This is a genomic window from Cyanobium sp. ULC082 (genome assembly GCF_977927535.1).
On sequence record NZ_OZ376397.1, the window covers coordinates 1,560,409 to 1,584,525 of the forward strand.

Genomic DNA, 24,117 nt, shown 5'->3' on the forward strand with positions numbered 1-24,117 from the left:
GCCTCGATACGCTCGGCCTATCACCCTGTTCACCGCACCGGAGGCCATGACCCACGGTTCCGCCCCACCCCCCAGTGGCGCTGGTGGCTCCAGCCCCTACGAGCGGCTGGGGATCGCCCCTGATGCCAGTTTTGACGAGGTCCAGGCCGCCCGGCGCGATCGCCTCGACGCTCTCTCCGGCGATGCCCAGGCCCAGGCCCAGGTGGAAACCGCCTACGACGCGGTGTTGATGGAGCGGCTGCGCGAGCGCCAGCAGGGCAAGGTCAGCAGTGCCGCCATGACCGCCTCGAAGCGTGAGGAGGTCAAACCGGCCATCGTTGGTCGCACCCCCTCGCGGCCCAGTCTGCCCGCCCTGCCGGCCATGCCCCAGCTGGCCGGAGCCAAGCTGAAGCTGCCGCGCCCGAGCTTCAGTCTGCCGAGCCTGGCGCTGGCCGTAGGCCGTGAACGCTGGTTTCCGCTGGTGGCCAATGGCCTGTTGATCCTGCTGCTGCTGGTGGCTCCTGCCGGCTCGGCCGAGCTGCTGCTGGCCCTGGCCACCGGGGTGACGGTGGTGAACCTGCAACGGCGCAATGGCCGCTTCCTGGCGGCGGTGGGCTGGAGCTTCGCCCTGCTCAGCCTGGGGCTGCTGCTGGGCGGCGGCCTGATGCAGCTGCTCGATCCTTCCTTGCCGCTGGGCCTGCCGATCGACGCCGAGCAGGTTCAGAGCCTGCCCGCCCTGCTGCTGCTGCTGCTGGGGGCCTTGCTGATCGCCTGAGCTCAGGCCACCGCCAGCTCGTTGATCAGCTCGCGCAGTTCCGCCTCCTCCACCCCATACACCTCATTGCAGAAATGGCAGGTGAGCTCGGCGCGGCCATCTTCATCAAGGATGGCGTTGAGTTCGGCCGGTCCCAGCAGCCGCAGGGCATCGACACTGCGCCGACGGGTGCAGGGGCAGTGGAAGGTGACATCCTGCTGCGCCTCGGCATCCTCCAGCAGCCTCGGGTCGAGGTCCGGAAAAATGTCTTCCAGCAGGAGGGTGAGATTGCCGGAGCAGGCCGCCAGGCGACGGCTGAATCCGCTGATCTCCCGGCAGCGCTCCTCCAGCAGCGCCACCAGGGCCGGCTCACTGGCCGCCTTCGGTAACACCTGAACCAGCACACCACCGGCGCAACGCACGCCACTGCTGTCGATCTGCTCGCCGACGAACAGGGCGGAAGGGGTCTGCTCGGAATGGAGCAGGTAGGAGGCCACGTCATCACCGATGCCACCGCTGACCAGTTCGACGGTGCTGCTGTAGGGCTCTCCCCTGCCCTGATCGCGGACGACATGCAGGTAGCCGGTGCCGGTGGCCTTGCGGAAATCAAAGCCATGCAGCCCCGCCTCGGTCTCGATCAGGTCGAGCTCCAGCCCCGGCTCCCCCACATAGCCGCGCACGCTGCCATCCCGGCCGGCATCCACCATCAGCCCCCGCAGCGGCCCATCCGACTGGATGCGCAGGTTGACGCGGCCATGGCGCACCTTCATCGAACTGGCCAGCAGCAGGCCGGCCGTCATCGCCCGGCCCAGCAACGCCGTGGTCAGGTAGGAGAGGCCGTGCCGGCGACGGGCGTAACGGGTGGTGACCGTGGTGGTTGCCGCCACCAACCGGATCCCGCCCTGGGCCGCCGTGGCCCGCACCAACTGATCGGGCATCGGCCCACCCCCAACTCAGGCCATCGTACGGAGCGCCGGCAACGGTCGCAGCACCCCCTGCTCCAGCCGCCAGCCGTGGCTGATCAGGCCGCGGAACAGCTCGGGCTCGTGGGTCACCACCAGCAGCACCCGGTCGCGGCTGAGCTTGCCCAGCAGCTGGAGCACCTCCTGGCGCACCGACCAGTCAAGGCCGGCGGTGGGTTCATCAAGCAGCAGCACGCGCGGATCCCGCACCAGCTGCACCGCCAGGGCCAGGCGGCGCTGCTGGCCACCGCTGAGCCGCTCCGGCGCCTGCTGAAGCGAGAGGGAGCCCAGTCCCACCTGATGCAGCACCGCCTCGATCCGCTCGGCCGGCAGCCTGCGCTGGCCGAGCTTCAGCTCCTGTCCGACGCTGAGTCCGAGGAAGTGACGTTCCGGAAACTGAAACACCAGCCCGCACAACCAGCGCCGCTGGCGGGCCTGGAGCACCGCGCCCTCCCAGAGAATCCTGCCGCTGCTCGGCTCGGCCAGGCCGCTGATCAGCTCCAGCAGGGTGGTTTTGCCGGAGCCGCTGCGCCCCGCCACCAGGGCAGGCTCTCCCGGCTTGAGGCAGAGATCCACGCCGTCAAGAACCGCCGCCGCCGCGGTGGCCGGTCGGTAGCGCAGGGCCTGGAGCTCGAGCATGGGCGGCATCGGGTCGCTCCAGCTTGCACGGCGTTGTTGGATGGGTGCCGATCGGTGGGCGCTTGGTGATGGAGGTCAGATTTCGTGACGTGGATCCGTTCAACTGCTGGATCTGGCTGCGCTTTGCCGCACCCCCCGGCCAGGGGGAGCGCAGCTACGTGGACACCGCCTTTGAAAGCTGGTTCTTTCTGGGCAAGCTGGGCGGCTTCAACGCCGAGAACCTCCAGGTGCACGAGGAGGGTGCCGAGCTGAGCTGGATGGCCTACGACGGCGATGACGCCGAGAAGGCCCTGCCCGCCCTGATGCACAACATGGGCGAACTGGAGTATCAGGAGGACTGGGGCCGCTGCTGGATGGATCTCGGCACCAGCGACGGCCTGGCCCTCGATGTGCTGATCAATGTGCTGCGCCAGCTCGACAACGACGTGACCGAGATCGAGGAGCTGGTGATCGGCGGCGTCAACGACGACTGGCCGGTGGAGGAGCAGGAGGAGGCGATCTTCCCGCTGGGCGGCGGCCGCTGAGCGGCCCGCCGGCTGGAACAGAACCCGCCACAGAAACCGCCATGGCCCGGGAACTGCGCCGTCTGCTGATCGATCCGGGCCGTCTGGCCGATCGACTCGCCCTCACGGCCGAGGAAAGCCGCTATCTCACCCGGTCGCTGCGCTACCGGCCGGGGGATCGCTTCGCCGTCACCGACGGCGCCGGCCGGCTCTGGAGCGCCGTGCTGCTTGATCCACGAACCGCTGAGCTGCAGCAACCGCGCCAGCATCCACTCGAAGTGGAGGCCGCGGCCAGACCCTGCCTCTGCCTGGCCCTGGCCGTGCCCAGGCTCGATGGCGACGTGGTGATCCGCATGGCCTGCGAGCTCGGGGTCGATCAGCTCCAACCCCTGCTGGCGGCGAGAAGCAGCCCGGGGGCAGAGCGGCGGCGGGGGCGCTGGCCGGCGATCCTGCGCGAGGCCGGTGAACAGAGCGAGCGGCTCTGGCAGCCGGAGCTGGGCGAGCTGGTTGAAGCAGGAAGCTGGCTGGCCAGGCCGGTGGAGGGCCTCGCCCTGATCGCCACCACCCGCCGGCCTGATCTTCCCCTGCTCGGTTCGCTTCTGGCCGGCACTTCAGCGGGGGAAGCACCGGAGGCCCTGGCACTGGCGATCGGACCGGAGGGCGGCTGGACGCCGCAGGAGGAGGAGCTGGCCGGACAGAGCGGCTGGCGGGCGGTGAGCCTGGGGCCCCGCATCCTGCGCTGCTCCACAGCGGCGGTGGCCGGCCTGAGCCTGCTCAGCCAGTGGCGCAGCAGCCGGCACGGCTGCTGAACTCAGCCCCGGGTGAGGCTGGTGGCGATCGCCTTGAAGCCGGCCAGGTTGGCGCCTGGGAGGCGGCGGGGCTGGGCCAGGGCACCGGAGGGAATCAGCAGCTCCGGGGCAAAGGTGACCGTTGAGGGGGCCGGACGGTTCTCCTGATCGCGGCGCAGCTCGGCGGCGATCGCCTCCGCGGTGGTGGGGCCAGGGGCCGGAGCGGGGCTGGCTGCCGGTGCCGGGCTGGCGACAGGCTCGGCTGGGAGCACCGGGCTCTCTGCAGCTGGGGAAACCGGAGCCTGGGGCGCCACGGAGGCGGGAGCCGGCTTGGCGCCGTCGCCACCGAGGTCAAGGAAAAAGGAACCCTTGCGGTTGAACATCATGGCGTCGGCCCTGTGTGGCAGTGGCTTCGATTATCCGTCGCGTCCCCTCCGCCCGGCCGCCGGCTTAGGGGTGTGCAACAGAATAGGCGCAGACCACACTGGCAGGCGTCGCTGCACCGATGGCACGATGACCTGGTGGACGGCTCCGCCACCCCTTCCCCCGCAGACCGTGGCCGCCTGGCTGCTGGCTCTGGGGCTGAATGGGTTGCTGATCACCCTGGCCCAGCGCCTGCCGCTGCTCACCCGTGCCGGCTGGGTGCATGCCGGCATCCTCGGCACCGTGCTGTGGGGGAGCCTGGGCTGGCGCGGCTGGCTGGCCGTGGTGCTCTATCTGGCCCTGGGTTCCCTGGTGACCCGAATGGGCTTTCAACGCAAGCAGGCCGCGGGGCTGGCCGAAGCGCGGGGCGGTCGCCGCGGCCCTGAGAACGTCTGGGGATCAGCGGCGACCGGGGCCGGCCTCGCCCTGCTGTGCACCCCACCCGGCGCTCCGGTGGGCCTGCTGCTGCTGGGCTTCGGCGCCAGTTTCGCCGCCAAACTGGCGGACACCTGCGGCAGCGAGATCGGCAAGCGCTGGGGCCGCACCACGGTGCTGATCACCAGCCTGCGGCCCGTGCCGCCGGGCACGGAGGGGGCGATCAGCCTGGAGGGCAGCCTGGCCAGCCTGGTGGGAAGCGGCACCATGGCCCTGCTGCTGCTGGGCCTCGGTGTGCTCTCCTCAGCGGCGGCCTGGTGGCTGGTGACCCTGGTCGGGTTGGTGGCCACCCTGCTCGAAAGCCTGATCGGCGCCACCCTTCAACCCCGGCTGGCCTGGCTGAGCAATGAACTGGTCAATGGGCTGCAGACCCTGATCGCCGCGCTGCTGGCGATCGCCCTGGCCCTGCTGCTGCCCTGAGCTGGAGCGCGCCTGCCTCCAGCCGCAACGGCGGAGTGAACAGCTCACCGAGCTCCACTCCGATCTCCTGGCGCAGCTGGACCAGCAGGGTTTCACAGCGCTTCTGGGCGGCCCGGGCCCTGAGGCCGACCAGCTCGCCGAGCTCCCGCCAGGAGGCTCCCTCGAGCACGCGCCCCTCCAGCAGCCGGCGGTGGGCTGGATCAAGGCGACCGAGGCGCCGACGCAGCCAGTCCTGGGGTTCGGCGTCGCAACAGGGCGACACCACTGAACTGTCGGGCCGGCAGGGGTGGGGGGGCTGGCTCGCTTCGATCTGCGCCAGCAGGGGCAAGGCGCCACCATCCCCATCCGCAGCGGCGGCAGGGGCATCGAGGCTGCGGATCCGCAGGGCGCGGTGCAGGGCGCAGGCCTCCCGCCAGCGGTCGACGCGACAGCCGAGCGCCGCCGCCAGTTCGGCTTCGCTCAGGGCTGGCGACTGCTGCTGCAGCCGCTGGCCGCGGCAGTGGAGTTCGCGCAACTGGCGCGAACAGCGCAGCGGTTGGTGATGGTCGCGGAGATGGTGCTGCATGGCGCCCCGGATGTAGGGCACCGCATAGCTGCTGAGGGCCTGGGCCTGGTGCGGATCGAAGCGCTCGATCGCCCGGATCAGGCCGAGGCAGCCCAGTTGCACCAGATCCTCGAACGGCAGGGAGGTGGTGCGGCTCTGGCGCTCGGCCACCTGGCGCACCAGGGGAAGGTTGAGTTCGACGATGCGGTTGCGGTCGCGGGGGTCGGCACTGGCGCGGTAACGCGCGAGGAGACTGGCGTTGAGGGAGGCGAAAGGCTGATCCGACACGGGAAAGAGGGGGGTGAAAACCGTGGTTTCACCCTCTGTCCGGTGCGGCCTTCCAGGCCATTCCCCAGCCGGGGGAACTTCTCTCCCCCATCCGGGTGATCCCCGTTCAGCGGCCTGGGGTGCTGACCAGCGCGGTCTCCAGCTCGGCCCAGCGCAACAGGGCGGGCCACTGGCGCACCCGCTCATAGACCCGCTGATGGCCGGCGGCGTTGAGATGGAGGCCATCGGCATCGATCAGCCGCAGCCAGTGGGGATCGGCGAGCAGCGGCTCCAGCAGCGGCAGGAAGGGCAGATCGGCCTCCAGGCAGGCCTCCTCCAGCAACCGCTCGTAGCGGTGCACCGTGGCCAGGTCGTACCAGAGGCAATCGGCGTAGGGCATCACCGCCTCATCCACCGGCGCCAGCCCGAGCACCAGCACCGGGGCCAGCGCCCTGGCCTGGGGCAGCAACTGCTGAAGGCCGAACAGGAACGCATCGGGGCCCAGCTGATGGCGGCCATCGCGGCGGCCCACCCGGGCGGTGTCGTTGAGGCCGATGTTGATCAGGATGCCCTGGGGCGCCTGGCGCCGCAGTTCGCCCCGGCAGCCCACCTCGGCGGGCAGGCGGGCGGCCAGCCGCTCCAGCCCGTCGCCCCGCACCCCGAGGTTGTAGAGCACCGGCCCGTCCGGCAGGCCCATCCAGTGGCGCCTGAGCCGTTCGCACCAGCCGCCGTGGTCGGGATCGCCCCAGCCATAGGCGCTGCTGTCGCCCAGCACCACGAGCTTGCGGGGGATGGCTAGGGGCATGGGCGGGGGATAGGCGGACCTGGGGAAATCGATGCAAGGCTTCAGGCCGCCAGCAACCGGTGGCGGACACGGTCGCTGAGATCCTCCCCAGCAGGGTCAGGGCGGCGTAGACCGCCACCAGAGCAAGAAGCTGATCGACGGCGAAGGAGCTGAGGGCTTCGAGCAACAGGGTTCCCAGCCCTGCCGCCCCCACCAGCCCGACCACCACGGTTTCGCGCAGGATCACATCGGCGCGGTAGGCGCCATAGGCCAGGTAGGAGCGGGACAGGCCGCTGAAGCGGCCATAGAACAGGGCGAGCCGTGGTCCGCAGCCGGCGCAGCGCAGGGCAGCCTCGGCGCCCCCCCCAGCCGCGTCGGCCGCTTCCAGCAGCAGGCGACCGAGCACACCCAGGTTGTGAAAGGCGAGGGCCAGGGCTGCGGTGATCAGGCCGGGCTTGAGCACGAACAACAGCAGCAGGGCCGTCAGCGGTGGTGGCCAGAGCCGCCCTAGGGCCCAGAGGCCCTGCAGCAGCAACCGGCCCCAGGGCCAGGGGGCGACCAGCAGCAAGAGCAGCGGCGCGACACCCACCGCCAGAGCGGCGGCCAGCAGGGTGAGCAGCAGCGTGCTGCCCACCATCGCCCCCCAGGGCAGGGCAAGCACCGCCGGGCAGTCGGGATGGAAGGGCGGCAATGCCTGCACCACCAGCAACGCCGCCGGGTTCACCCCGAGCGCCAGGGCCAGCAGCAGCAGGACGGGCAGCAGGGCCAGCGTGGCAAGCAGCAGTTCACGGCCACGGCTGCCGACGGCACCGGCCGCCAGACCGAAGCGGCCCGGCATGCCCCAGCGCCGGCGCAGCAGCCGCACCAGCCCCTCCAGCAGCAGCATCACAGCGAGCAGCAGCCACAGGCAGGTCCAGAGCTCATGGAACTGCAGGGACTGGAGGGTGAGCCGCAACTCCGTGCCCAGGCCGCCCAGGCCGAACACCCCCAGCAGGGTGGCGCTGCGCAGGGCACACTCCAGCCGGTACCCGCCATAGCTGAACACCCCCGGCAACAGGGCCGGACCCAGGGCGGTGAGCAGGGCGGCGGGGGCGGCGGCCCCGGCGGCGCGCAGGGCCTCGAGCGGAGCGGTGGGCAAGGCATCGAGCAGGTCGCTCACCACCCGCGCCACCAGGGCGGCGTAGGGGATGGCGATCGCCAGCACCGCCACGGCCGGCTGCAGGCCGACCAGCTGCAGCAGCAGCAGACCCCACAGCAACTCATGAATCGAGCGCGGGATCGCCAGCAAGCGCCGCAGGGCACCGGCAGGCCATACCCGCCCGGCCATGGTGCGCCAGACGGTGCGGGAGCTCAGCACCCCTCCCACCAGCCCCAGGGCGAGGCTGACGGCCCAGCCGAGCAGGGCAACGGCCACGGTCACCCCCAGCCCCCTCAGGGCGGAAGCCAGCAGGACGTGATCGCCCGAGGGGGTGATGGCGGCGAAGGCGAACTGGCCGATCAGCTCCCAGCCGCCGCCATGGACCACAGCCGGCAGCACCGCCGCCAGGGGAAGCAGCACCAGGGCCGGCAGCAGCATCAGCAACGGTGCGGCGGGCCGGCGCTGCGACCAGGGGTGCTGGGCCGGGGCCAGGGGGGTCATCGAGGCTCCGCCAGAGCGGGCATGGATTCGGCGCCGTAGAGCGACTGGATCAAGGCGGCATCAAGCGCCGCCGGGGGCGCATCCAGCACCAGCCGGCCCGCCCTGAGGGCGAGCACCCGGTCGAAACCACTAACCAGATCAGGCCGGTGCAGGCTGAGCAGCAGGGCGCGCGGGGCGGTGGCCTGGCGCAGCAGCAGGGTCAGCAACTCCGCCGCCAGGCGTGGATCGAGGTGGGCCAGGGGCTCGTCGGCCAGCAGCAGGGTCGGCTGCTGACGCAGCAGCCGGGCGATCGCCAGCCGCTGACGCTGGCCGCCGGAGAGGGCCGTGACCGACTGGGGCAGCAGGGCTGGATCCAGATCCACCTGGCGCAGGGCGGCGGCGTTGGCCGCTGTCTCGAGGGGCTGCAGCAGGTTGCGCAGGGCCCGGGGCCAGCCCCACTCCGCCAGTCGGGCAGCGTTGAGGTTCTGCTGGACGCTGAGCTCCTCGATCAGGCGCAGGTCCTGCCAGAGGGTGCCGATCCGGGCCCGCTGCCGCTGCCGCAGCCGCTGGGAGCGGGCCGGTGGCGCCCCCTCCCAGAACAGCTCACCACCGCTGGGCTGCAGCAGGCCGTTGGCCACGGCCAGCAGGGTGCTCTTGCCGGCACCGCTGGCGCCGAGCAGGGCCACCCGCTCGCCTGCCCGCAACTGCAGGGAAACCCCCGCCAGGCGATCAGCGCCCCGGCCCGGCACCGTGACATCGCGAAGCTCCAGCACCAGCGGTGGCGAGCCGGACCCTGGGCCCGATGGCGAGCCGGAGCGGTTCATCGCTCAGCGAATCTTGCCGATCTCGCGGCCCACCTTCTCGATCGGGTCGTACAGCCGCGGAGTCGCCGGAATGAAGCGCTTCGCACCGAACAGATCAAGGATCTGGGCCTGCTGGGGATTGCTGGCGCGCAGATTCACGAAGGTGGACTGGAGCCTGGCGGTGAAGCCCTTGCCGAAGCGCTGGTCGAGATTCGGCTGGGCGAGCCAGTGGTAGTTGGCGTAACCGGGGGTTCGCCAGATCACGATCACCTTCTTCGGGTCGGTCTTGCCGGAGCTGAGGCTGCTCTGCCACACCTCCTCGTTCACCACCCCCGCCTGGTAGGCGCCGCTCTGCACGAGGGCGATCGTGGCGTCGTGGCTGCTGCTGAAGCCCGGGGCGCCGCCGGCGAAATCGCTCAGCCGCACGCCGGCCTGGCCGAGGAAGTACTGGGGCATCAGCCGACCGGAGGTGGAGCTCTCCGAACCGAAGGTGAAGCGCTTGCCCTTGAGCACGCTCAGCCCCTTCTGGTTGGCGATCGGCTTGATGCCACTGGCGGTGTTGGCGATGAAGAAGCTCTGGAAGGAGGCGTCGATGTCGCGCTGGGCGATCACCCTGGCGCCGGGCTTCTGCAGCCGGGCCTGAACACCGGTGAGGGCTCCGAACCAGACCAGATCCAGATCGCCGCGGCGGAAGGCGCTCACGGCGGCGGTGTAATCGGTCACTGGCACGTACTTCACCGGCACGCCGAGGCTGCGGCTGAGTTCGTTCGCCAGCAGGGGGTAGAGGCGGTTGAGGGTTTCGGGCTTCTGATCAGGAATGGCGCTGATCCGCAGCAGCTTCTGCTGGGCCTGGGCGCCGGGAAGGAGCGGAGCGGCGGCGGGGGTGACAGGGGGGAGGACCGCCGGCAGGAGCAGCATGGCCAGGCCGGCCAGCACGGCGGTCGAACGTTCTCGGAGCCGCAGGACAGGGCGGCGGAAAGGAGATGACATCAGAAAAAAGGTGGGGGGTCAGAGGCTGGCCAGGAAACGCTCAAGGCGGGCCAGGCCATCGGTGATGGTGGCGGGGGAGGCGGCGCAGGAGAGCCGGATGCAGCGGTCGTCGCCGAAGGCCACCCCCGGCACCACCGCCAGACCCACCTGTTCGAGCAGCTGGTTGGAGAACCGCATCGAATCGAGCCCGTAGCTGCCCACATCCGGGAAGGCGTAGAAGGCGCCCTGGGGAGGCTTCAGCCGGATTCCAGGCAGGGCCCGCAGACCATCACTGAGCAGGCGGCGGCGCTGGTTGAACTGTTCGGCCATCGCCTGAACGCACTGGCGCGACCCCTGCAGAGCCGCCAGGGCGCCGTACTGGGCGAAGGTGCAGACATTGCTGGTGCTCTGACTCTGCAGGGCGCTGGCGGCGGCGATCACCTCACGGGGCCCGGCCAGGTATCCCAGCCGCCAACCGGTCATCGCCCAGCCCTTGGCGAAGCCGTTGACCACGAACACCCGATGCCGCAGATCGGGGGCGATCGCCGCGAAGCTGTGGTGCTGCTGGCCCGGCGCCAGCAGGAACTCATAGATCTCGTCGCAGACCACCGCCACCTGGGGATGGCGCCGCAGCACCGCTGCCAGCCCCTCCAGCTCAGCGCGGCTGATCACCATGCCGGTGGGGTTGGCGGGGCTGTTCAGCACCAGCAGCTTGCTGGCCGGGGTGATCGCAGCCTCCAGCAGCTCCGGGCGAAGGCGGAAACCATCACTGGCCTCGCTCGGCAGCAGCCGCACCGAGGCCCCGGCCAGCTGGGCCATCTCGGGGTAGCTCAGCCAGTAAGGAGCGGGAAGCAGCAGCTCATCACCAGGGCCGAGCAGCACCTGGAAAAGATTGAACAAGGCCTGCTTGCCGCCGTTGGTGACCAGCACCTGATCGGGGGTGGTGGGGATGCCGTTCTCATCGCTGAGCTTGGTGGCGATCGCCTGGCGCACGGCCGGTTCGCCGGCGGCGGGGCCATAGCGGGTGGCACCACGGGCGAGGGCCTCACTGGCCGCCTCGCGGATGAAGGCGGGAGTTTCGAAATCCGGTTCGCCGGCACTGAGGCTGCAGATGTCGTATCCGTCGGCCCGGAGCGCACGGGCCCTGGCCGAGATGGCGAGGGTGAGCGAGGGCTGCAGAGCGATCGCCCTTGCCGACAGATTCAACGGGCAGGGCATCAGCGTCGTCGCAGCGTTCGACCGCAACATGGGCGGTGGCACTCAGGCAATGGAGCGCGTGAAATGAAGAAGTCATCTTGCCTGACGCCGATCGATCCCGGCTGGCCCAGCCCCGGACGGCTCAGCCGCCTCCAGGCGGCCTGCGCGGCCTGCCGCCGCTGTGGCCTAGCTGAAGGCCGTGTGCAGGTGGTGGTCAGCCGCGGCAGCCCCACCGCCCGGTTGATGGTGATCGGCGAGGGGCCCGGCGCCGAAGAGGATGCCACCGGCTTCCCCTTCGTGGGCCGGGCCGGCCGGCTGCTCGATCAGCTGCTGGCGACCGTAGCGATTGACACCAATCGTGATGCCTACATCTGCAACGTGGTGAAGTGCCGGCCGCCCGGCAACCGCAAACCCACCCGCGAGGAAATGGCGGCCTGCCTGCCCTGGCTGCTGGAGCAGGTGGAGCTGGTGCAACCCCAGGTGATCCTGCTGGCCGGCGCCACGGCTGTGCAGGCGGTGCTGGGAATCAAGGGCGGCATCACAAGGTTGCGGGGCCAGTGGCAATGCTGGCAGGGGCGCTGCTGCCTGCCGATCCTTCACCCCTCCTATCTGCTCCGCAATCCTTCCAGCCAGCCGAACACGCCGAAGTGGCACACCCTGCAGGATCTGCAGGCGGTGAAGCGGCGGCTCGATCATCCAGAAGACTGGGCTGAGGGCTGAAGGCTCATTGCTGAGGCCTGGGGCGGCCCTGATCGCCCCTATCGCTTGATCGTCAGTTCCCTGGCCGCTGTGACAGGCTTTGGCCAACCCCGGCCCACCCGCGATGACCGGCACCCTCGCCCGCCCCGACACCAGCCTTGCGGGCCTCCCCGCCGACTGGGCCAGCAACCCCCGCTACGACACCCTGATCACCCGCCGCAAAACCCGCAGTGTGCGGGTGGGTGATGTCTGGGTGGGCAGCGAGCACCCGGTGGTGGTGCAGTCGATGATCAACGAGGACACCCTCGACATCGCCGGTGCCACCGCCGGCATCCGCCGCCTGCACGAAGCCGGCTGCGAGATCGTGCGGCTCACGGTGCCGAGCCTGGGCCATGCCCGGGCGGTGGGGGAGATCCGCAAGCGCCTTCTGGACAGCTATCAACCCGTGCCGCTGGTGGCCGATGTGCACCACAACGGCATGAAGATCGCCCTGGAGGTGGCCCAGCACGTCGACAAGGTGCGGATCAACCCGGGCCTGTATGTGTTCGACAAGCCCGATCCCAACCGCACCGAGTTCACGCCCGAGGAAGTGGCGGCGATCGGCGCGCGCATCCAGGCCACGCTCGAACCGCTGGTGAGCCTGCTCAAGGAGCAGGACAAGGGCCTGCGCATCGGCGTGAACCACGGCTCGCTGGCCGAGCGGATGCTGTTCACCTACGGCGACACGCCGCTGGGGATGGTGGAGAGCGCCATGGAATTCATCCAGATCTGCGATCGCCTCGACTTCCACAACATCGTGGTGTCGATGAAAGCCTCAAGGGCCCCGGTGATGCTGGCCGCCTACCGGATGATGGCCGACCGCATGGACGCCGAAGGCTTCCATTATCCGCTGCACCTGGGCGTCACCGAAGCCGGCGACGGCGACTACGGCCGCATCAAGAGCACCGCCGGCATCGCCACCCTGCTGGCCGAGGGCCTCGGCGACACGATCCGGGTGTCGCTCACCGAGGCGCCGGAGAAGGAGATTCCGGTCTGCTACTCGATCCTGCAGGCCCTGGGCCTCAGGAAAACCATGGTGGAGTATGTGGCCTGCCCCAGCTGCGGCCGCACGCTCTTCAACCTGGAGGAGGTGCTGCATGTGGTGCGCAACGCCACCGCCCACCTCACCGGCCTCGACATCGCCGTGATGGGCTGCATCGTGAATGGCCCCGGCGAAATGGCCGACGCCGACTACGGCTACGTGGGCAAGACCCCCGGCACCATCTCCCTGTACCGCGGCCGCGACGAAATCCGCCGGGTGCCGGAAGCCGAAGGTGTGGAGGCGCTGATCGCCCTGATCAAGGAAGACGGCCGCTGGGTCGATCCCTGAGGCCGCTGGGCCAGCGCCGGGTGGCCGGGTCACATCCAGACGTGGCTGCAACCGGCCATCCCCCTGTGCTGAGGCCAACCGGGGGGGCTAGCTTGAAGCTTCCACTCACGGTGCCCGGAGTCTTCGCCAATGGCCAATGGTCGCACCAGCCTGCTCGTGTTGGCGGGGATCGGCGCCTGCACGGCGGCAGCGGTGGTCGGCGGGGAGTGGTTCATGGCTCCGAGTTCCGCCTCCCTGATCACCGACAGCCCGAAGGAGGTGATGGATCAGGCCTGGCAGATCGTCTTCCGCGACTACCTCGACACCACCGGCAAGTACACCCCGGAGCAGTGGCGCAAGCTGCGCCGTGACCTGCTGGCCAAGAGTTACGGCAACACCAAGGAAAGCTACGAGGCGATCCGGGGGATGCTCGGCACCCTCGATGATCCCTACACCCGCTTCATGGATCCGCGGGAGTTCAAGGAAATGCAGATCGACACCTCGGGGGAACTCTCCGGGGTGGGGATCCAGCTGAGCCTCGACAAGGACACCAAGGAACTGGTGGTGGTGTCACCGATCGACGGCTCACCGGCCTCGCGGGCCGGGGTGCTGCCGAAGGACGTGATCGTCTCGATCGACGGCAAGAGCACCAAGGGGATGACCACCGAGGACGCGGTTAAGCTGATCCGGGGCCAGGCCGGCACGTCGGTGACCCTGGAGATGCGCCGCAAGAACCAGCTGCTCACCGTGCCGCTCACCCGGGAGCGGATCGAGCTCCACGCCGTGGAGCACCAGATCAACACCACCCCGGATGGGGTGAAGGTGGGCTACATCCGCCTCAAGCAGTTCAACGCCAACGCCGCCAAGGACATGCGGGCCGCGCTCCAGGATCTGGAGAGCAAGGGGGTGAAGGGTTACGTCCTCGACCTGCGCAGCAATCCCGGCGGCCTGCTGGTGGCCAGCGTGGAGATTGCCCGTCAGTGGCTTGATGAGGGGATCATCGTCTCCACCCGCACCCGCGACGGCATTCAGGACATCAAGCGCGCCAACGGCAGGGCCCTGACCAAGGCGCCGGTGGTGATCCTGGTGAACGAGGGCTCAGCCAGTGCCAGCGAGATCCTCTCCGGTGCGCTGCAGGACAACAAGCGCGGTGTGCTGGTGGGCCAGAAGACCTTCGGCAAGGGCTTGGTGCAATCGGTGCGGGGCCTCTCCGACGGCTCCGGCATGACGGTGACGATCGCCAAGTACCTGACGCCCAGCGGCCGGGACATTCACAAGCACGGCATCAAGCCCGATGTGCTGGTGAAGCTGAGCGAACAGGAGATCCAGAACCTCAAGTTCGATGAGATCGGCACCCGCAAGGACGGTCAGTACAAGGAGGCCGAGAACACCTTGGTGAAGCAGCTGCGCCTGGTGGGCAAGGCACCGGCCAAACCGTTCAGCCCCACCAGCGCCAACCTGCCTTCAGCGCTTCCTGCCGCCCTGCCGGCTCGCTGAGCCGACAGGGCAGCCAGCCAGCCAGCCAGCACAAGGAATCAAGCCGCTCCACTCACCGGCTGCATCAGCCCGCCACCGGGATTGGAATCGTCATCGTCGTTCTCCTGATCGTTCTGGAAGAGGGCGAACAGACCGAGGGCCATGGCACTGGCCAGCACCGAAACCAGCTGCCAGCCGGCCTGGGATCCCATCGATGCACCACCCAGATCCATCAGTTCGCCCATGATCAGCTCCATGTGCGGAAATTGTAACGATTTTTTGCGGCAAGCCGTGCGTGTCACCAGAGCCGGTCGCGGCCGGAGCGCAGCGCCTGCAGCTTCCGCTCCAGCACCACCAGCGCCGGAATCAGGGTGAGGCCGTTGGCCACGATCAGCGGGCCGTCCTCGGTGAGCAGGCCGTAGATGCCCCAGCCGGTGATTCCGATCGTGAACAGCAGGTACATCCGCAGCGAGATGCCGCGGGTGTCGCCGCTGCGCACTGTCTTGATCGCCTGGGGAAAAAAGCTCAAAGTGGTGAGCGTGGCGGCGGCGTAGCCCAGGAGCGTCACCGGCAGGGGCTGAGTCATGGCGGCAGCATGGCCGCAGCCGGGGCGAACTGGGTGATCCGGTCACGATTCGGCGGCGCAGCCGCCATTCACGCCTAGGTTGCCGCAGGTCGACGAGAGCCCTTGCCGTGCAGACCATCGACGATCTCCTGCGCGAGACCACGGCCCGCTACGAGCAGCGCAGCGAGCAACGGGAGCGCACCGGGCGCCTGATCCAGGAGCAGGGCGTGCTGGCGGCCAATGATCCGGAGCTGGTGGAGCAACGGCTGAAGCGGCTCCATGCCGATCGGCAGCTGGTGGAACAGCTCGGGGCGATCAAGTGCAGCTTCAGCGCGGCCGGCCCGGGGCTGGCGCCGCGGGATTTTCCCCGGTCGCTGGAGCGGGTGATGGGCACCAACGACCTGATCGGCATCCGCTTCCTGGAACAGGGAGTGCAGGTGGCGCGGGCGGTGGCGCGGGTGCAGATCCGCGATGGGCAGGGCCGCGCCGAGGGCTACGGGTCGGGCTTTCTGGTTTCGCCCCGCCTTTTTCTGACCAACAACCATGTGCTGGCCACAACGGCCAGCGCAGCCGCCAGTTTGGCTGAGTTCAACTTCCAGGAGAGCGCCGGCGGCGAGATGCAGCCCAGCCAGGTGTTCCCGTTCGCGCCGGAGGAGTTCTTCCTCACCGACCAGCAGCGGGACTACACGCTGGTCGCCCTGCGCCGGGATTCGCGCCTGGGCCGTTATGGCTGGCTGCCGCTGATCCCCCAGATCGGCAAGTTGATGGTGGGCGAAACGGTGAACATCATTCAGCACCCGAACGGTGAACCGAAACAGCTGGCCATTCGCCACAACCAGGTGGTGGATGAGCTGGAGCTGTTCCTCCACTACAAGACCGACACGGCACCGGGATCATCCGGCGCACCGGTGTTCAACGACCAGTGGGAAGTGGTGGCCCTGCACCATTCCGGCGTGCCGCAGCGCTCACCCGAGGGACGGATCCTGGCGCTCGACGGCCGCCACTGGGAGGAGTGGATGGGCGAGCAACGGGTGGCCTGGATCGCCAACGAGGGGGTGCGGATCAGCCGCCTGGTGGCCCATGTGCAGCAGCAGCCGCTCTCGCCCGAAGGCAGGCGGCTGGTGGAGGAGATGCTCACGCCCAGCACCCCTGCGGTGCTGGCGGATCGACCGCCGGCGGCTCTGCCGGATCTGCCGCCGTCGCCTGCCGGCGAGGCGTTGCTGCCAGCCAGGCTCGAGGCCGGAGTGGCCACCTGGACCATCCCCCTGCAGGTGAGTGTGCGCTTGGGCGCCGCCCAGCCAGCGCTCGAAGCCGCAGAACTGTTCGGCTGGGGCAGCCCCCGCCAACCCCCGGAGGCAGCGGCGGCGGTCAGCGCGACGTTCTCGCTCGCCTCACTGAGCCGCGAGAGCTTCAGCTGGGACACGGCGCTCTCGCTCGCCCTGGCCTGCCAGCTGGCCTACGAACCGGCGGCGACCGTGCAGGCACGTGCCCTGGAGTGGGGTTTCAGCAGCTGTGAGCCGATCAGCGACGGCCCGGCCCAGTGTTTCGTGGCAGGCAGCGAGGATCTGGTGCTGGTGAGCTTCCGCGGCACCGAGAGCGTGGCCGACTGGCTCAGCAATCTGAAGCTGCTGAGCACGGACAGCGGCCGGTTCGGGCCCGTGCATGCCGGCTTCCTGGAGCAGTTCCGGGCGCTGCAGCAGGAGATCGAGGCGATCCTGCGATCCGCTCCCGACCGCCGGCTTGTGATCACCGGCCACAGCCTCGGCGGGGCGATCGCCGTGCTGGCCGCCGCCAGCTGGGTGGGTGAGCTGCCCCTGCACGGGCTGCACACCTTCGGCCAGCCGATGGCGGGCAAGGCCGCCTTCGCCAGCTTCGTGCAACGCCAGTTCGAGGCGCGCTACTTCCGCCACGTGAACGGTGCCGACGTGGTGAGCCGGGTACCGCCCGGCTACCGGCACGCCGGCCAGCTGTATCGCCTGGCCGGCCGCGAATCCACCAGCAGCACCGCCAGCGCCTGGGGAACAGAGAGCCAACCGCTCAACACCGAGCAGTTCAGGCAACTCCAGCAACGGCTCCAGGCCGAAACCGGCGGCGCTGGAACCCAGGAGGGTTTCACCAGCCTGATCAGCGATCACATGATCACGGCCTACATCAGCAGGATCGCTCAGCAGCCGGTGGGCTGAGCATGGCTGGCCGTGCTCAGAAAATCTGCAGCTGGTTCAAGGTGCCGCTGAACCCGGTGATCTCAAGGATGGAATCGGTGGCGGCGGAGAAGCCGGCCACGCCATCGTTGATCGCCAGGAAGGTGCGGGTGCCGGTGGCGGGATTGTTGAAGGTGAAGCTGGCGACACCGCCGGTGGAGGTGGTGGTGAGGGCGGGGAAGTTGGCGGGGGTGAGCAATGCAGCGATCGCAGTGGCGCTGAGCTCAGCAACGGAGCCCCGAGCCACGGGGTTCACCGCCGTGGCCAGGGTGCGGACCAGCGGGGCGTCAATGCTGTCGAGGCCGGTGACCAGATCGCTGATCCGATCGATCGGTGTGGTCGGGCTGGCCGGGAGTCTGGAATGGCTGAGGGAGCTGAGCCGGAAGGTGTCAGCCCCGGCGAGGCCGGTGAGGCGATCAACCGTGCTGGTGAAAGAGAGGATGTCGCTGGCGGGGCCACCAGAAACGACATTGGTGGTGCGGAAGTCGTAGCTGCTGGTGCCGGCAAAGGGGTTGCCGGCGCGGTCGGACAAGGAGCCTGCCGGGAAGGTGAGGAAGTATCGGGTGTTGGGCGCCAGGTTGCTGGTGGGGTTGATGGTGACCCCCGTGCCACTGATGCTGAGCCGGGTGCTGGTGGCGGCATCAAAGCTTTCAGTGATCGGTCCGTCAGCGGAGCCGACACGCAACTGAATGCTGCCCGTTCCGCGCTGGATGGCTTCTGAGACGTTGAAGACAATGTTGGCGGCAGGGTCGACACCAATGGCTCCGTCGAGAGGGGAGAAGGAGGTGATCGCTGGTGCTGTTGTATCAAGCACAAACGTGCGGGCAGCAGAGGCCACTCCCAGATTCCCTGCCGCATCCGCCACACGGGCCGTGATCGAATACGTGACGCCGGCACTGGCCGGCAGGGTGGGCGTGTAAGTCCAGGTCTTGGTGGTGTTGTTCACCGTGGCACTACCCAGCAGCGTGGTGCCGCTAAAGATCCGCAGGGTTTCACCGGAGACCAGCGCAGCAGAAAGGCTGCCGGTGATCGTCGGCGTCAGATCATTGGTGCGGCCACCAGCTGCCACCGTTCCGGTGATGATGCCGACGTTGTCGGTCACAGCACTGATCGCTGCGGTGGTGAGCGGTGCGGTGGAGTCGAGGAAGAACGTGCGGGTAGCAGAGGCCACTCCCAGATTCCCTGCCGCATCCGCCACTCGGGCCGTGATCGAATACGTGACACCGGAACTGGCCGGCAGGGTGGGCGTGTAGCTCCAGGTCCTGGTGGTGTTGTTCACCGTGGCACTGCCCAGCAGGGTGGTGCCGTTGAAAATGCGCAGGGTTTCACCGGAGGCCAGCGCAGCAGAAAGGCTGCCGGTGATCGTCGGCGTCAGATCATTAGTGCGGCCACCAGCTGCCACCGTTCCGGTGATGATGCCGACGTTGTCGGTCACAGCACTGATCGCTGCGGTGGTGAGCGGCGCGGTGGAGTCGAGGAAGAACGTGCGGGTAGCAGAGGCCACTCCCAGATTCCCTGCCGCATCCGCCACTCGGGCCGTGATCGAATACGTGATCCCCGCACTGGCGGGCAGGGTGGGCGTGTAGCTCCAGGTCCTGGTGGTGTTGTTCACCGTGGCACTGCCCAGCAGCGTGGTGCCGTTGAAGATCCGCAGGGTTTCACCGAAGACCAACGCAGCAGAAAGGCTGCCGGTGATCGTCGGCGTCAGATCATTGATGCGGCCACCAGCTGCCACCGTGCCGGTGATGATGCCGACGTTGTCGGTCACAGCACTGATCGCTGCGGTGGTGAGCGGTGCGGTGGAGTCGAGGAAGAAGGTGCGGGCAGCAGAGGCCACTCCCAGATTCCCTGCCGCATCCGCCACACGGGCCGTGATCGAATACGTGACGCCGGCATTAGCGGGCAGGGTGGGTGTGTAGCTCCAGGTCCCAGTGGTGTTGTTAACCACTGCATTGCCCAGGAAGCTGGTTCCGTTAAAGATCCGAACGGATTCACCAGCCACAAGCGGCGCTGAAAAGGTGCCGATGATCGTGGGGGTGCGATCGTCTGTGCGTCCTCCGGGGGCGATCGCTCCCTGAATCAAGCCCGTGTTGTCGCTGATTCCAACGATCGCAGCCCTCACAACCCCACGTCCGACGAGAACGGCAGGCACCGCCACTACTTCGGCAAAACCATCAGCATCGACGTAGGAGATGTTGACTCGAACTTGTTTGCCAGCTTCGGCAAAACCAAGGAGCTGTGAGGGTGAATTGCTGCCGATGTTGACCCATGAACACCCATTGGGACTGGATTGCCAGAGGTAGGTAAAACTGCCATTCCCATCTGGGTCGTCAGCAGTTTTGGACGCTGTAAGGGTCTGGCCAACAGTTGGGATGTCCGCAATGGAGAAGGTGGCTTTGCCCTCGTTCACAATCTGCGGATCGTCGTTACCGATCGTGCCAACACCCTGCCCTTTGACAATGGTGGCATTGGAGGACCCACTTAAATTCACTGTGAATGTTTCATCACTCTCGAAGGTGGTGTCACCAAAGATCTCGATGCTGATCGTTTTTGATGTTTCTCCCGGAGCGAAACTTAGGCTGCCACTGATCGCTCTGTAGTCACTGCCATCTGTGGCGGTTCCATTGGGCGCACTGTAGCTGACGGTGACTGGTTCACCGGTAACAATATTGAGGGATACCGTGAAAACGAGGAATTGGGCGCCTGAATTGCCTTCTGCGATGCTGACATCGTTGATTGAGAGTGTGCGGGGCGTATCGTCCGCTCCGATTCGGCCACCCGCTTTACCAAACAACAGATAGTGGTCTAGGGCACCGCGATAATTGTTGGCCCCAAAGGCAGCCCGCACATCTTCATACTTGGCGAGATAAAATTTTGCATCAAACTCAGGCGATCCCCTACGTCCCTCATTGATTCCAATGAAATACCAATGCCGAGTGGCTTCCACCTCCTGATTGGCATTGTTGGTAACGGCCTTGACATCTGCGTTATTGGCCAGGTAGTAACCGAGCTGAAAAGCAGTTGAATCGGTAATCCATTCGGATCCATACCAGCCACCGGGTTTGCCCCACTGGTAGTAGTGACTGATAGCACCACTGAAGTTCATCACCCCATAGGCTTGCTCCACATCCGGGTGAGCTGCCATGTAATAAATAGGGTCAAACTCTACCGAACCCCTACGACCAAACTTCAGGCCCCACTCCAGCCAATGGCTGATAGCGCCGGCGTAGTTGGTGGCGCCATAGGCATTAGCAACATCCTGAAACTGTTGCAGGTAATACTTTGGATCAAAGACAAGCGAGCCACGACGTCCTTCTGTGATTCCGAATTGAAGCCAGTGAGATTTGGCTCCCTCAAAGTTGGAAGCCCCGTAAGCATTTCTAACGTCGGCGTAGGTTGCCAGGTAATACGCAGGGTCGAAGATAGGAAGAGCTAATCGCGCATCACCTGGGGGCGGCGGCGGCGGAGGCGGATTGGGATTAGGCGTTGTCGAGTCATTCGCGAGGTAAATGAACTTTGCGGCAAAACTAGCACTACCACGATTAATTGTGCAAGACGTATACTTTTCGTCAAAGTTTAAATTGTGCTCTGAAATTACATACGAGCTAACCATTCCGTCGGCGCCATAACTCACACTCTCAACGAAGGCAACATGCCCGGTTGAGCCCAGGTTTTCCCAAACGGCGATACTGTGCCGCCTAGGCGTATAGTTCCAACCGAATCGCCAACTATGCCTACATTGTCATCCCAAACCTTGGCGTCATCTGGCGCTCCATTTCGAATCTTTGCCCCTAAGCCTTGCAAATTCCCGAAGTAACCCAGTTCAATAGCCCTTCCGTAAGCATAAGAAGTGCATTGCATGTTATTCCATCCCTGCCCACCCAGCGCAGGATTTGAGCTATTCCAATTCAAGGCAATAAAGTCATTATTGAATCGCGTGTAAGCCGAGTTACTTGTATTGATGCCGAAGTCAGAAGGGGCTGATAGCTCAACGCTTATACCCGTGACGTCACAAAGCCGCAAGAAGGAATGATCCTCTTGCAGAGTCAATGAATCAGATGCATCTTGGTAAATTAGATTTTGTAGGGCTAACCCTGAGAACAGCTCACCCTCATCCCCCGGAGTATCACTCCCGTTCAACATCCCATCCAGATGATGGCCCAGCTCCTCTGTAAGCACGGCGATCACCTGCTGCTCACTCGCCGATGCCAGCCAGTCACCATTGAGATAAATCGTGCAGGTGCTGATCGCATAGGCCCCAGCGGCCCCAGGCAGCACCGAGCCCTCCAGCACCTCAATCGGCGGGAGCCCCGAGAAATCCCCGGCGCCCCAGGCAGCTATCAAGCCTGTGAGCGCTTCAGGCTCGGGTCCAGCGGGAAGGAGCAGGGCCGTGCGGGCCGCGTAGCTCAAGCTGCCATCGATCGACTAGGCCGTGAGCTGGGATCTCCAACCTTGCAGGAGAGCCTCAAGGCTGGTGGGAGCCAGGATCATGGCTTGGCAGCAAATTGGAATAGCTAACGGTAAGGAGGGTTTTGGTACTTTTGGCTGCGGCTCTCACTCAACTTTCATTTTCAACGCTGTATTTTCAGTTTCGCAGGTAGCGACAACTACAAAACCCCATTGGGCGCGGCGCAAACCCTGCATCCAACGGCATTTGGCGCTATCCCTTGCAGTGTCCGCTGCGGCGAGAAAGAATCCCCAAGATGCACGCCCAAGTTAGTTTGATGCCTGTTGCAGGGTCGCCATAACTTGTCACGGACTTTTCAGAAAGGTCGATGCCGTTCAAGACGTCGCCAGCACGATGATTCACCGGCCATAAGCGCTGACTCTGACGAAAAGAACCAGGATGATCGGATAAAATCTGATCGTGTTGCCAAAAACAGACAAGCTGGAGCATCCGCTGCGGCGCTTCGGGGCTGTGCCGCTGGCACGGGAAGTGCTCGATGAAGCACTCTGCGGTTACCGGCAGCCCGGCTTGCCTGCCCCTGATCGCCAATCATCTCTACGGCCCCTCCTATGTATCCCTCGACTTTGCCCTGGCCTGGCATGGCCTGATTCCCGAGGGGGTGGCTGAGGTGACCTCGGTGACCCCCAAACCAAGCCGCAGGCTCAGCAACGGTCTGGGGCGCTTCACCTACCACCACCTGCCACTGCACTACTACACGGTGGGGCAAGAACTGGGCCAGGCAGCAGATGGGCTCAGCTTCCTGATCGCCAGCCCCGCCAAGGCACTGTGTGATCGGCTGGTGCTCAGCCGCCAGTTGGCGCCGTTGTCCCGCGGGGCCATGCGGCAGTGGCTGCTGGAGGATCTGCGGCTGGATCCCGATCAGCTCGGACTGCTCAACCTGGCCGCCATCCGCGCCTGCCTGGCCACCGGCTACAAGCGCAGACAGCTGGGAACCTTGCTCACGTAGATCGAAACGCTGCAGCAGGAGCTGGCCACGGAGCCAGCGCCATGAAAACAGGGCCATGAACTCAGCGCCATGAACAGGGTGGTTGAGCAGATGCTGCAGCGGGTTCCGCTCGATATTGAACGCTTCATTCCCGACCCCCACCCACTGGCCATCGTCTGAACTTCTGGCCGGCCGATGCGGCTTGCTACCTATTTCAGCAGCCTCCTTACCTGATCCCATCAGGCCCCTGCAGCCGAGCCTGATGACCGTTGCGCCCTCTTCCCCAAAGTCAGAACATTGCCAACCGGCCATGTCAATGCTTAAGCCGATGGGAAGCAGAATCGGGATGGCCGCGATGATCAACAGGACAGGTCTGGACTGTGTTCTCAGGCCTGTGGAAGCGATCGCATCGAGCATGATGTCATCAAACTGAGGATGCGGATAGTACCTGTAGCGGTGACGGACCCGGAGATTGGTGAGCTGCAGAGCCACCTTGCTACTCTCATCGCAAACGTCCACGCCGGGCAGCAGCGGGAGTGAGTCGAACATCAGAGCGAACAATCTGAAGATTAGATTTTATACAACCTTGCCTTCTGCTGTAGTCATGGATCTTTGTATCTATTAAGTGTGGACTCTGTCGCTGATTCCGCGTCTCATCTTGCCTATGCCAGCCTGCTGCCTTTCTTTTAAGGTGTGATCAGCTCAAGCCCTGGAAACGCCTGGCGATAGCGGCGTCGATCTCGGGTCAGCAGCGGGAGCCTCTCAACCAGAGCATGGGCGCCGATCAGATAATCGGGCAGGATCGTGCGTCGTTCGCCGCCACGCTCTCGGTAATCGGCATGGGCCCGGGCCGCCAGAAAGGCCGCCTCCCTCGGCAGGGCCCGGTAGTCGAACAGATGGGGAGGCAGCAGCTCATCCACCGATTCGATCGTTTCCATCGCAAAGGCGATCTCGCCGTAAATGATGGCATTGATCACCACGGGCCCCCGATCCAGCCATTGGCTCAGCTGAGTGGTGCTCCAATCACACCAGCGAGGATCGGCGGTGGCGACATCGAGCAGGACATTGGAATCCACCAGCACCATCAACGGTCATCCCCGCGAGTGAGCGCGAGAAGTGCATCGGTGCTCAAGCGCGTTCGCAGCCTCGCTCGGCGAAGCCGCTGAATCGACTCGGCGCCTGCTGTGGTCTGCTGTGGGGCTTTTTCAAGAATGACGCGTCCTTGTTCGACGCGGAAGGCCACTTCCGTATGGGGCAACAGGCCACATTCGCGTCGGATCTCTTGCGGGATCGTCACTTGACCCTTGGAGGTGATCCGCATGGAAGCTGCGTAAGAATGGCGTAGTAAGA

General features: G+C 66.4%; 23 protein-coding genes and 1 pseudogene. 9 read left to right on the forward strand and 15 right to left on the reverse strand.

The window, feature by feature from the left end; genetic code table 11:
• Positions 1–46: 46 nt before the first annotated feature.
• On the forward strand, positions 47–754 hold the full coding sequence (locus tag ACXMDY_RS08235; protein ID WP_259701018.1) for a CPP1-like family protein: 708 nt from the start codon (positions 47–49) through the stop codon (positions 752–754).
• A gap of 2 nt (positions 755–756) precedes the next feature.
• Here the strand turns inward: ACXMDY_RS08235 and hslO are convergent, their stop codons facing one another.
• On the reverse strand, positions 757–1,671 hold the full coding sequence (gene hslO / locus ACXMDY_RS08240) for an Hsp33 family molecular chaperone HslO (protein ID WP_259701019.1): 915 nt from the start codon (positions 1,669–1,671) through the stop codon (positions 757–759).
• A gap of 15 nt (positions 1,672–1,686) precedes the next feature.
• Positions 1,687–2,334 (reverse strand): ABC transporter ATP-binding protein, encoded by a 648-nt coding sequence (locus ACXMDY_RS08245; RefSeq protein ID WP_259701020.1) that lies wholly within the window; start codon positions 2,332–2,334, stop codon positions 1,687–1,689.
• A 68-nt stretch (positions 2,335–2,402) separates the two neighbouring features.
• Between ACXMDY_RS08245 and ACXMDY_RS08250 the strand changes: the two genes are divergently transcribed.
• Both ACXMDY_RS08250 and ACXMDY_RS08255 read left to right on the forward strand, forming a co-directional pair.
• Positions 2,403–2,858 (forward strand): DUF3531 family protein, encoded by a 456-nt coding sequence (locus ACXMDY_RS08250; RefSeq protein ID WP_259701021.1) that lies wholly within the window; start codon positions 2,403–2,405, stop codon positions 2,856–2,858.
• A 41-nt stretch (positions 2,859–2,899) separates the two neighbouring features.
• On the forward strand, positions 2,900–3,646 hold the full coding sequence (locus ACXMDY_RS08255) for a 16S rRNA (uracil(1498)-N(3))-methyltransferase (RefSeq protein ID WP_259701022.1): 747 nt from the start codon (positions 2,900–2,902) through the stop codon (positions 3,644–3,646).
• A 2-nt stretch (positions 3,647–3,648) separates the two neighbouring features.
• Here the strand turns inward: ACXMDY_RS08255 and ACXMDY_RS08260 are convergent, their stop codons facing one another.
• Positions 3,649–4,011: a hypothetical protein gene (locus ACXMDY_RS08260; RefSeq protein WP_259701023.1), complete on the reverse strand. Its 363-nt coding sequence runs from the start codon at positions 4,009–4,011 to the stop codon at positions 3,649–3,651.
• 127 nt (positions 4,012–4,138) lie between these two features.
• Here ACXMDY_RS08260 and ACXMDY_RS08265 point away from each other — a divergent pair, with 127 nt between their 5' ends.
• A complete protein-coding gene (locus tag ACXMDY_RS08265; RefSeq protein WP_259701024.1) occupies positions 4,139–4,903 on the forward strand; it encodes a DUF92 domain-containing protein in 765 nt (254 codons plus the stop codon).
• Here the strand turns inward: ACXMDY_RS08265 and ACXMDY_RS08270 are convergent.
• The 6 genes and pseudogenes from ACXMDY_RS08270 to ACXMDY_RS08295 form a co-directional block, all read right to left on the reverse strand.
• A complete protein-coding gene (locus tag ACXMDY_RS08270) occupies positions 4,839–5,735 on the reverse strand; it encodes a sigma-70 family RNA polymerase sigma factor (RefSeq protein ID WP_259701025.1) in 897 nt (298 codons plus the stop codon). The genes ACXMDY_RS08265 and ACXMDY_RS08270 overlap by 65 nt on opposite strands.
• Positions 5,736–5,841: 106 nt before the next feature.
• Positions 5,842–6,519: a GDSL-type esterase/lipase family protein gene (locus tag ACXMDY_RS08275; protein WP_259701026.1), complete on the reverse strand. Its 678-nt coding sequence runs from the start codon at positions 6,517–6,519 to the stop codon at positions 5,842–5,844.
• 883 nt (positions 6,520–7,402) lie between these two features.
• Positions 7,403–8,137 (reverse strand): annotated as a pseudogene (locus tag ACXMDY_RS08280) (ABC transporter permease subunit); the annotation flags it as partial.
• On the reverse strand, positions 8,134–8,940 hold the full coding sequence (locus ACXMDY_RS08285; RefSeq protein ID WP_259701028.1) for an ATP-binding cassette domain-containing protein: 807 nt from the start codon (positions 8,938–8,940) through the stop codon (positions 8,134–8,136). The pseudogene ACXMDY_RS08280 and the gene ACXMDY_RS08285, both read right to left, overlap by 4 nt.
• Positions 8,941–8,943: 3 nt before the next feature.
• Positions 8,944–9,909 (reverse strand): putative selenate ABC transporter substrate-binding protein, encoded by a 966-nt coding sequence (locus tag ACXMDY_RS08290; RefSeq protein WP_259701029.1) that lies wholly within the window; start codon positions 9,907–9,909, stop codon positions 8,944–8,946.
• A gap of 18 nt (positions 9,910–9,927) precedes the next feature.
• Positions 9,928–11,106: a pyridoxal phosphate-dependent aminotransferase gene (locus ACXMDY_RS08295; RefSeq protein ID WP_259701030.1), complete on the reverse strand. Its 1,179-nt coding sequence runs from the start codon at positions 11,104–11,106 to the stop codon at positions 9,928–9,930.
• A 63-nt stretch (positions 11,107–11,169) separates the two neighbouring features.
• Between ACXMDY_RS08295 and ACXMDY_RS08300 the strand changes: the two genes are divergently transcribed.
• From ACXMDY_RS08300 to ACXMDY_RS08310, 3 genes are all read left to right on the forward strand, one after another.
• Entirely contained in the window at positions 11,170–11,805 is a 636-nt protein-coding gene (locus ACXMDY_RS08300) for a uracil-DNA glycosylase (RefSeq protein ID WP_259701031.1), read from the forward strand.
• A 103-nt stretch (positions 11,806–11,908) separates the two neighbouring features.
• Positions 11,909–13,153, forward strand: coding sequence for a (E)-4-hydroxy-3-methylbut-2-enyl-diphosphate synthase (gene ispG / locus ACXMDY_RS08305; protein ID WP_259701032.1), 1,245 nt, complete (start codon positions 11,909–11,911; stop codon positions 13,151–13,153).
• 129 nt (positions 13,154–13,282) lie between these two features.
• Positions 13,283–14,629 (forward strand): S41 family peptidase, encoded by a 1,347-nt coding sequence (locus ACXMDY_RS08310; RefSeq protein WP_259701033.1) that lies wholly within the window; start codon positions 13,283–13,285, stop codon positions 14,627–14,629.
• A 38-nt stretch (positions 14,630–14,667) separates the two neighbouring features.
• Here ACXMDY_RS08310 and ACXMDY_RS08315 read toward each other — a convergent pair whose 3' ends face one another.
• Positions 14,668–14,865 (reverse strand): hypothetical protein, encoded by a 198-nt coding sequence (locus ACXMDY_RS08315; RefSeq protein WP_259701125.1) that lies wholly within the window; start codon positions 14,863–14,865, stop codon positions 14,668–14,670.
• Between the two features lie 41 nt (positions 14,866–14,906).
• Positions 14,907–15,194, reverse strand: a complete 288-nt coding sequence (locus ACXMDY_RS08320) for a SemiSWEET family sugar transporter (RefSeq protein ID WP_259701034.1) — start codon at positions 15,192–15,194, stop codon at positions 14,907–14,909.
• A 107-nt stretch (positions 15,195–15,301) separates the two neighbouring features.
• On the opposite strand from ACXMDY_RS08320, the gene ACXMDY_RS08325 reads away from it, so the two are divergent.
• Positions 15,302–17,356, forward strand: coding sequence for a lipase family protein (locus tag ACXMDY_RS08325; protein ID WP_259701035.1), 2,055 nt, complete (start codon positions 15,302–15,304; stop codon positions 17,354–17,356).
• A gap of 16 nt (positions 17,357–17,372) precedes the next feature.
• Here the strand turns inward: ACXMDY_RS08325 and ACXMDY_RS08330 are convergent, their stop codons facing one another.
• Both ACXMDY_RS08330 and ACXMDY_RS08335 read right to left on the reverse strand, forming a co-directional pair.
• Positions 17,373–21,008 carry an Ig-like domain-containing protein gene (locus ACXMDY_RS08330; RefSeq protein WP_259701036.1) on the reverse strand — a complete coding sequence of 1,212 codons (3,636 nt, stop codon included), beginning with the start codon at positions 21,006–21,008 and terminating at the stop codon, positions 17,373–17,375.
• Positions 21,005–21,784 carry a hypothetical protein gene (locus ACXMDY_RS08335; protein WP_259701037.1) on the reverse strand — a complete coding sequence of 260 codons (780 nt, stop codon included), beginning with the start codon at positions 21,782–21,784 and terminating at the stop codon, positions 21,005–21,007. The genes ACXMDY_RS08330 and ACXMDY_RS08335 overlap by 4 nt, the downstream gene beginning before the upstream one ends.
• A 533-nt stretch (positions 21,785–22,317) precedes the next feature.
• On the opposite strand from ACXMDY_RS08335, the gene ACXMDY_RS08340 reads away from it, so the two are divergent.
• Positions 22,318–22,788, forward strand: a complete 471-nt coding sequence (locus ACXMDY_RS08340; RefSeq protein ID WP_259701038.1) for a type IV toxin-antitoxin system AbiEi family antitoxin domain-containing protein — start codon at positions 22,318–22,320, stop codon at positions 22,786–22,788.
• 665 nt (positions 22,789–23,453) lie between these two features.
• On the opposite strand, the gene ACXMDY_RS08345 is transcribed toward ACXMDY_RS08340, so the two are convergent.
• Entirely contained in the window at positions 23,454–23,852 is a 399-nt protein-coding gene (locus tag ACXMDY_RS08345; protein ID WP_259701039.1) for a type II toxin-antitoxin system VapC family toxin, read from the reverse strand.
• The gene (locus ACXMDY_RS08350; protein ID WP_259701040.1) at positions 23,852–24,088 is read right to left on the reverse strand and encodes an AbrB/MazE/SpoVT family DNA-binding domain-containing protein; all 237 of its coding nucleotides are present in this window, start codon (positions 24,086–24,088) and stop codon (positions 23,852–23,854) included. Before ACXMDY_RS08350 ends, ACXMDY_RS08345 begins: the two co-directional genes overlap by 1 nt.
• Positions 24,089–24,117 lie beyond the last annotated feature (29 nt).

What these genes read in the sequence shown, in the direction of transcription:
- ACXMDY_RS08295 (WP_259701030.1), bottom strand. Translation starts at nt 11,106, where the DNA reads ATGCCCTGCCCGTTGAATCTGTCGGCAAGGGCGATCGCTCTGCAGCCC.
- ACXMDY_RS08275 (WP_259701026.1), bottom strand. Translation starts at nt 6,519, where the DNA reads ATGCCCCTAGCCATCCCCCGCAAGCTCGTGGTGCTGGGCGACAGCAGC.
- ACXMDY_RS08235 (WP_259701018.1), top strand. Translation starts at nt 47, where the DNA reads ATGACCCACGGTTCCGCCCCACCCCCCAGTGGCGCTGGTGGCTCCAGC.
- hslO (WP_259701019.1), bottom strand. Translation starts at nt 1,671, where the DNA reads ATGCCCGATCAGTTGGTGCGGGCCACGGCGGCCCAGGGCGGGATCCGG.
- ACXMDY_RS08265 (WP_259701024.1), top strand. Translation starts at nt 4,139, where the DNA reads ATGACCTGGTGGACGGCTCCGCCACCCCTTCCCCCGCAGACCGTGGCC.
- ACXMDY_RS08345 (WP_259701039.1), bottom strand. Translation starts at nt 23,852, where the DNA reads ATGGTGCTGGTGGATTCCAATGTCCTGCTCGATGTCGCCACCGCCGAT.
- ACXMDY_RS08250 (WP_259701021.1), top strand. Translation starts at nt 2,403, where the DNA reads ATGGAGGTCAGATTTCGTGACGTGGATCCGTTCAACTGCTGGATCTGG.
- ACXMDY_RS08315 (WP_259701125.1), bottom strand. Translation starts at nt 14,865, where the DNA reads ATGGAGCTGATCATGGGCGAACTGATGGATCTGGGTGGTGCATCGATG.
- ACXMDY_RS08320 (WP_259701034.1), bottom strand. Translation starts at nt 15,194, where the DNA reads ATGACTCAGCCCCTGCCGGTGACGCTCCTGGGCTACGCCGCCGCCACG.
- ACXMDY_RS08255 (WP_259701022.1), top strand. Translation starts at nt 2,900, where the DNA reads ATGGCCCGGGAACTGCGCCGTCTGCTGATCGATCCGGGCCGTCTGGCC.
- ACXMDY_RS08300 (WP_259701031.1), top strand. Translation starts at nt 11,170, where the DNA reads ATGAAGAAGTCATCTTGCCTGACGCCGATCGATCCCGGCTGGCCCAGC.
- ACXMDY_RS08350 (WP_259701040.1), bottom strand. Translation starts at nt 24,088, where the DNA reads ATGCGGATCACCTCCAAGGGTCAAGTGACGATCCCGCAAGAGATCCGA.
- ACXMDY_RS08260 (WP_259701023.1), bottom strand. Translation starts at nt 4,011, where the DNA reads ATGATGTTCAACCGCAAGGGTTCCTTTTTCCTTGACCTCGGTGGCGAC.
- ispG (WP_259701032.1), top strand. Translation starts at nt 11,909, where the DNA reads ATGACCGGCACCCTCGCCCGCCCCGACACCAGCCTTGCGGGCCTCCCC.
- ACXMDY_RS08340 (WP_259701038.1), top strand. Translation starts at nt 22,318, where the DNA reads ATGAAGCACTCTGCGGTTACCGGCAGCCCGGCTTGCCTGCCCCTGATC.
- ACXMDY_RS08310 (WP_259701033.1), top strand. Translation starts at nt 13,283, where the DNA reads ATGGCCAATGGTCGCACCAGCCTGCTCGTGTTGGCGGGGATCGGCGCC.
- ACXMDY_RS08285 (WP_259701028.1), bottom strand. Translation starts at nt 8,940, where the DNA reads ATGAACCGCTCCGGCTCGCCATCGGGCCCAGGGTCCGGCTCGCCACCG.
- ACXMDY_RS08245 (WP_259701020.1), bottom strand. Translation starts at nt 2,334, where the DNA reads ATGCTCGAGCTCCAGGCCCTGCGCTACCGACCGGCCACCGCGGCGGCG.
- ACXMDY_RS08290 (WP_259701029.1), bottom strand. Translation starts at nt 9,909, where the DNA reads ATGTCATCTCCTTTCCGCCGCCCTGTCCTGCGGCTCCGAGAACGTTCG.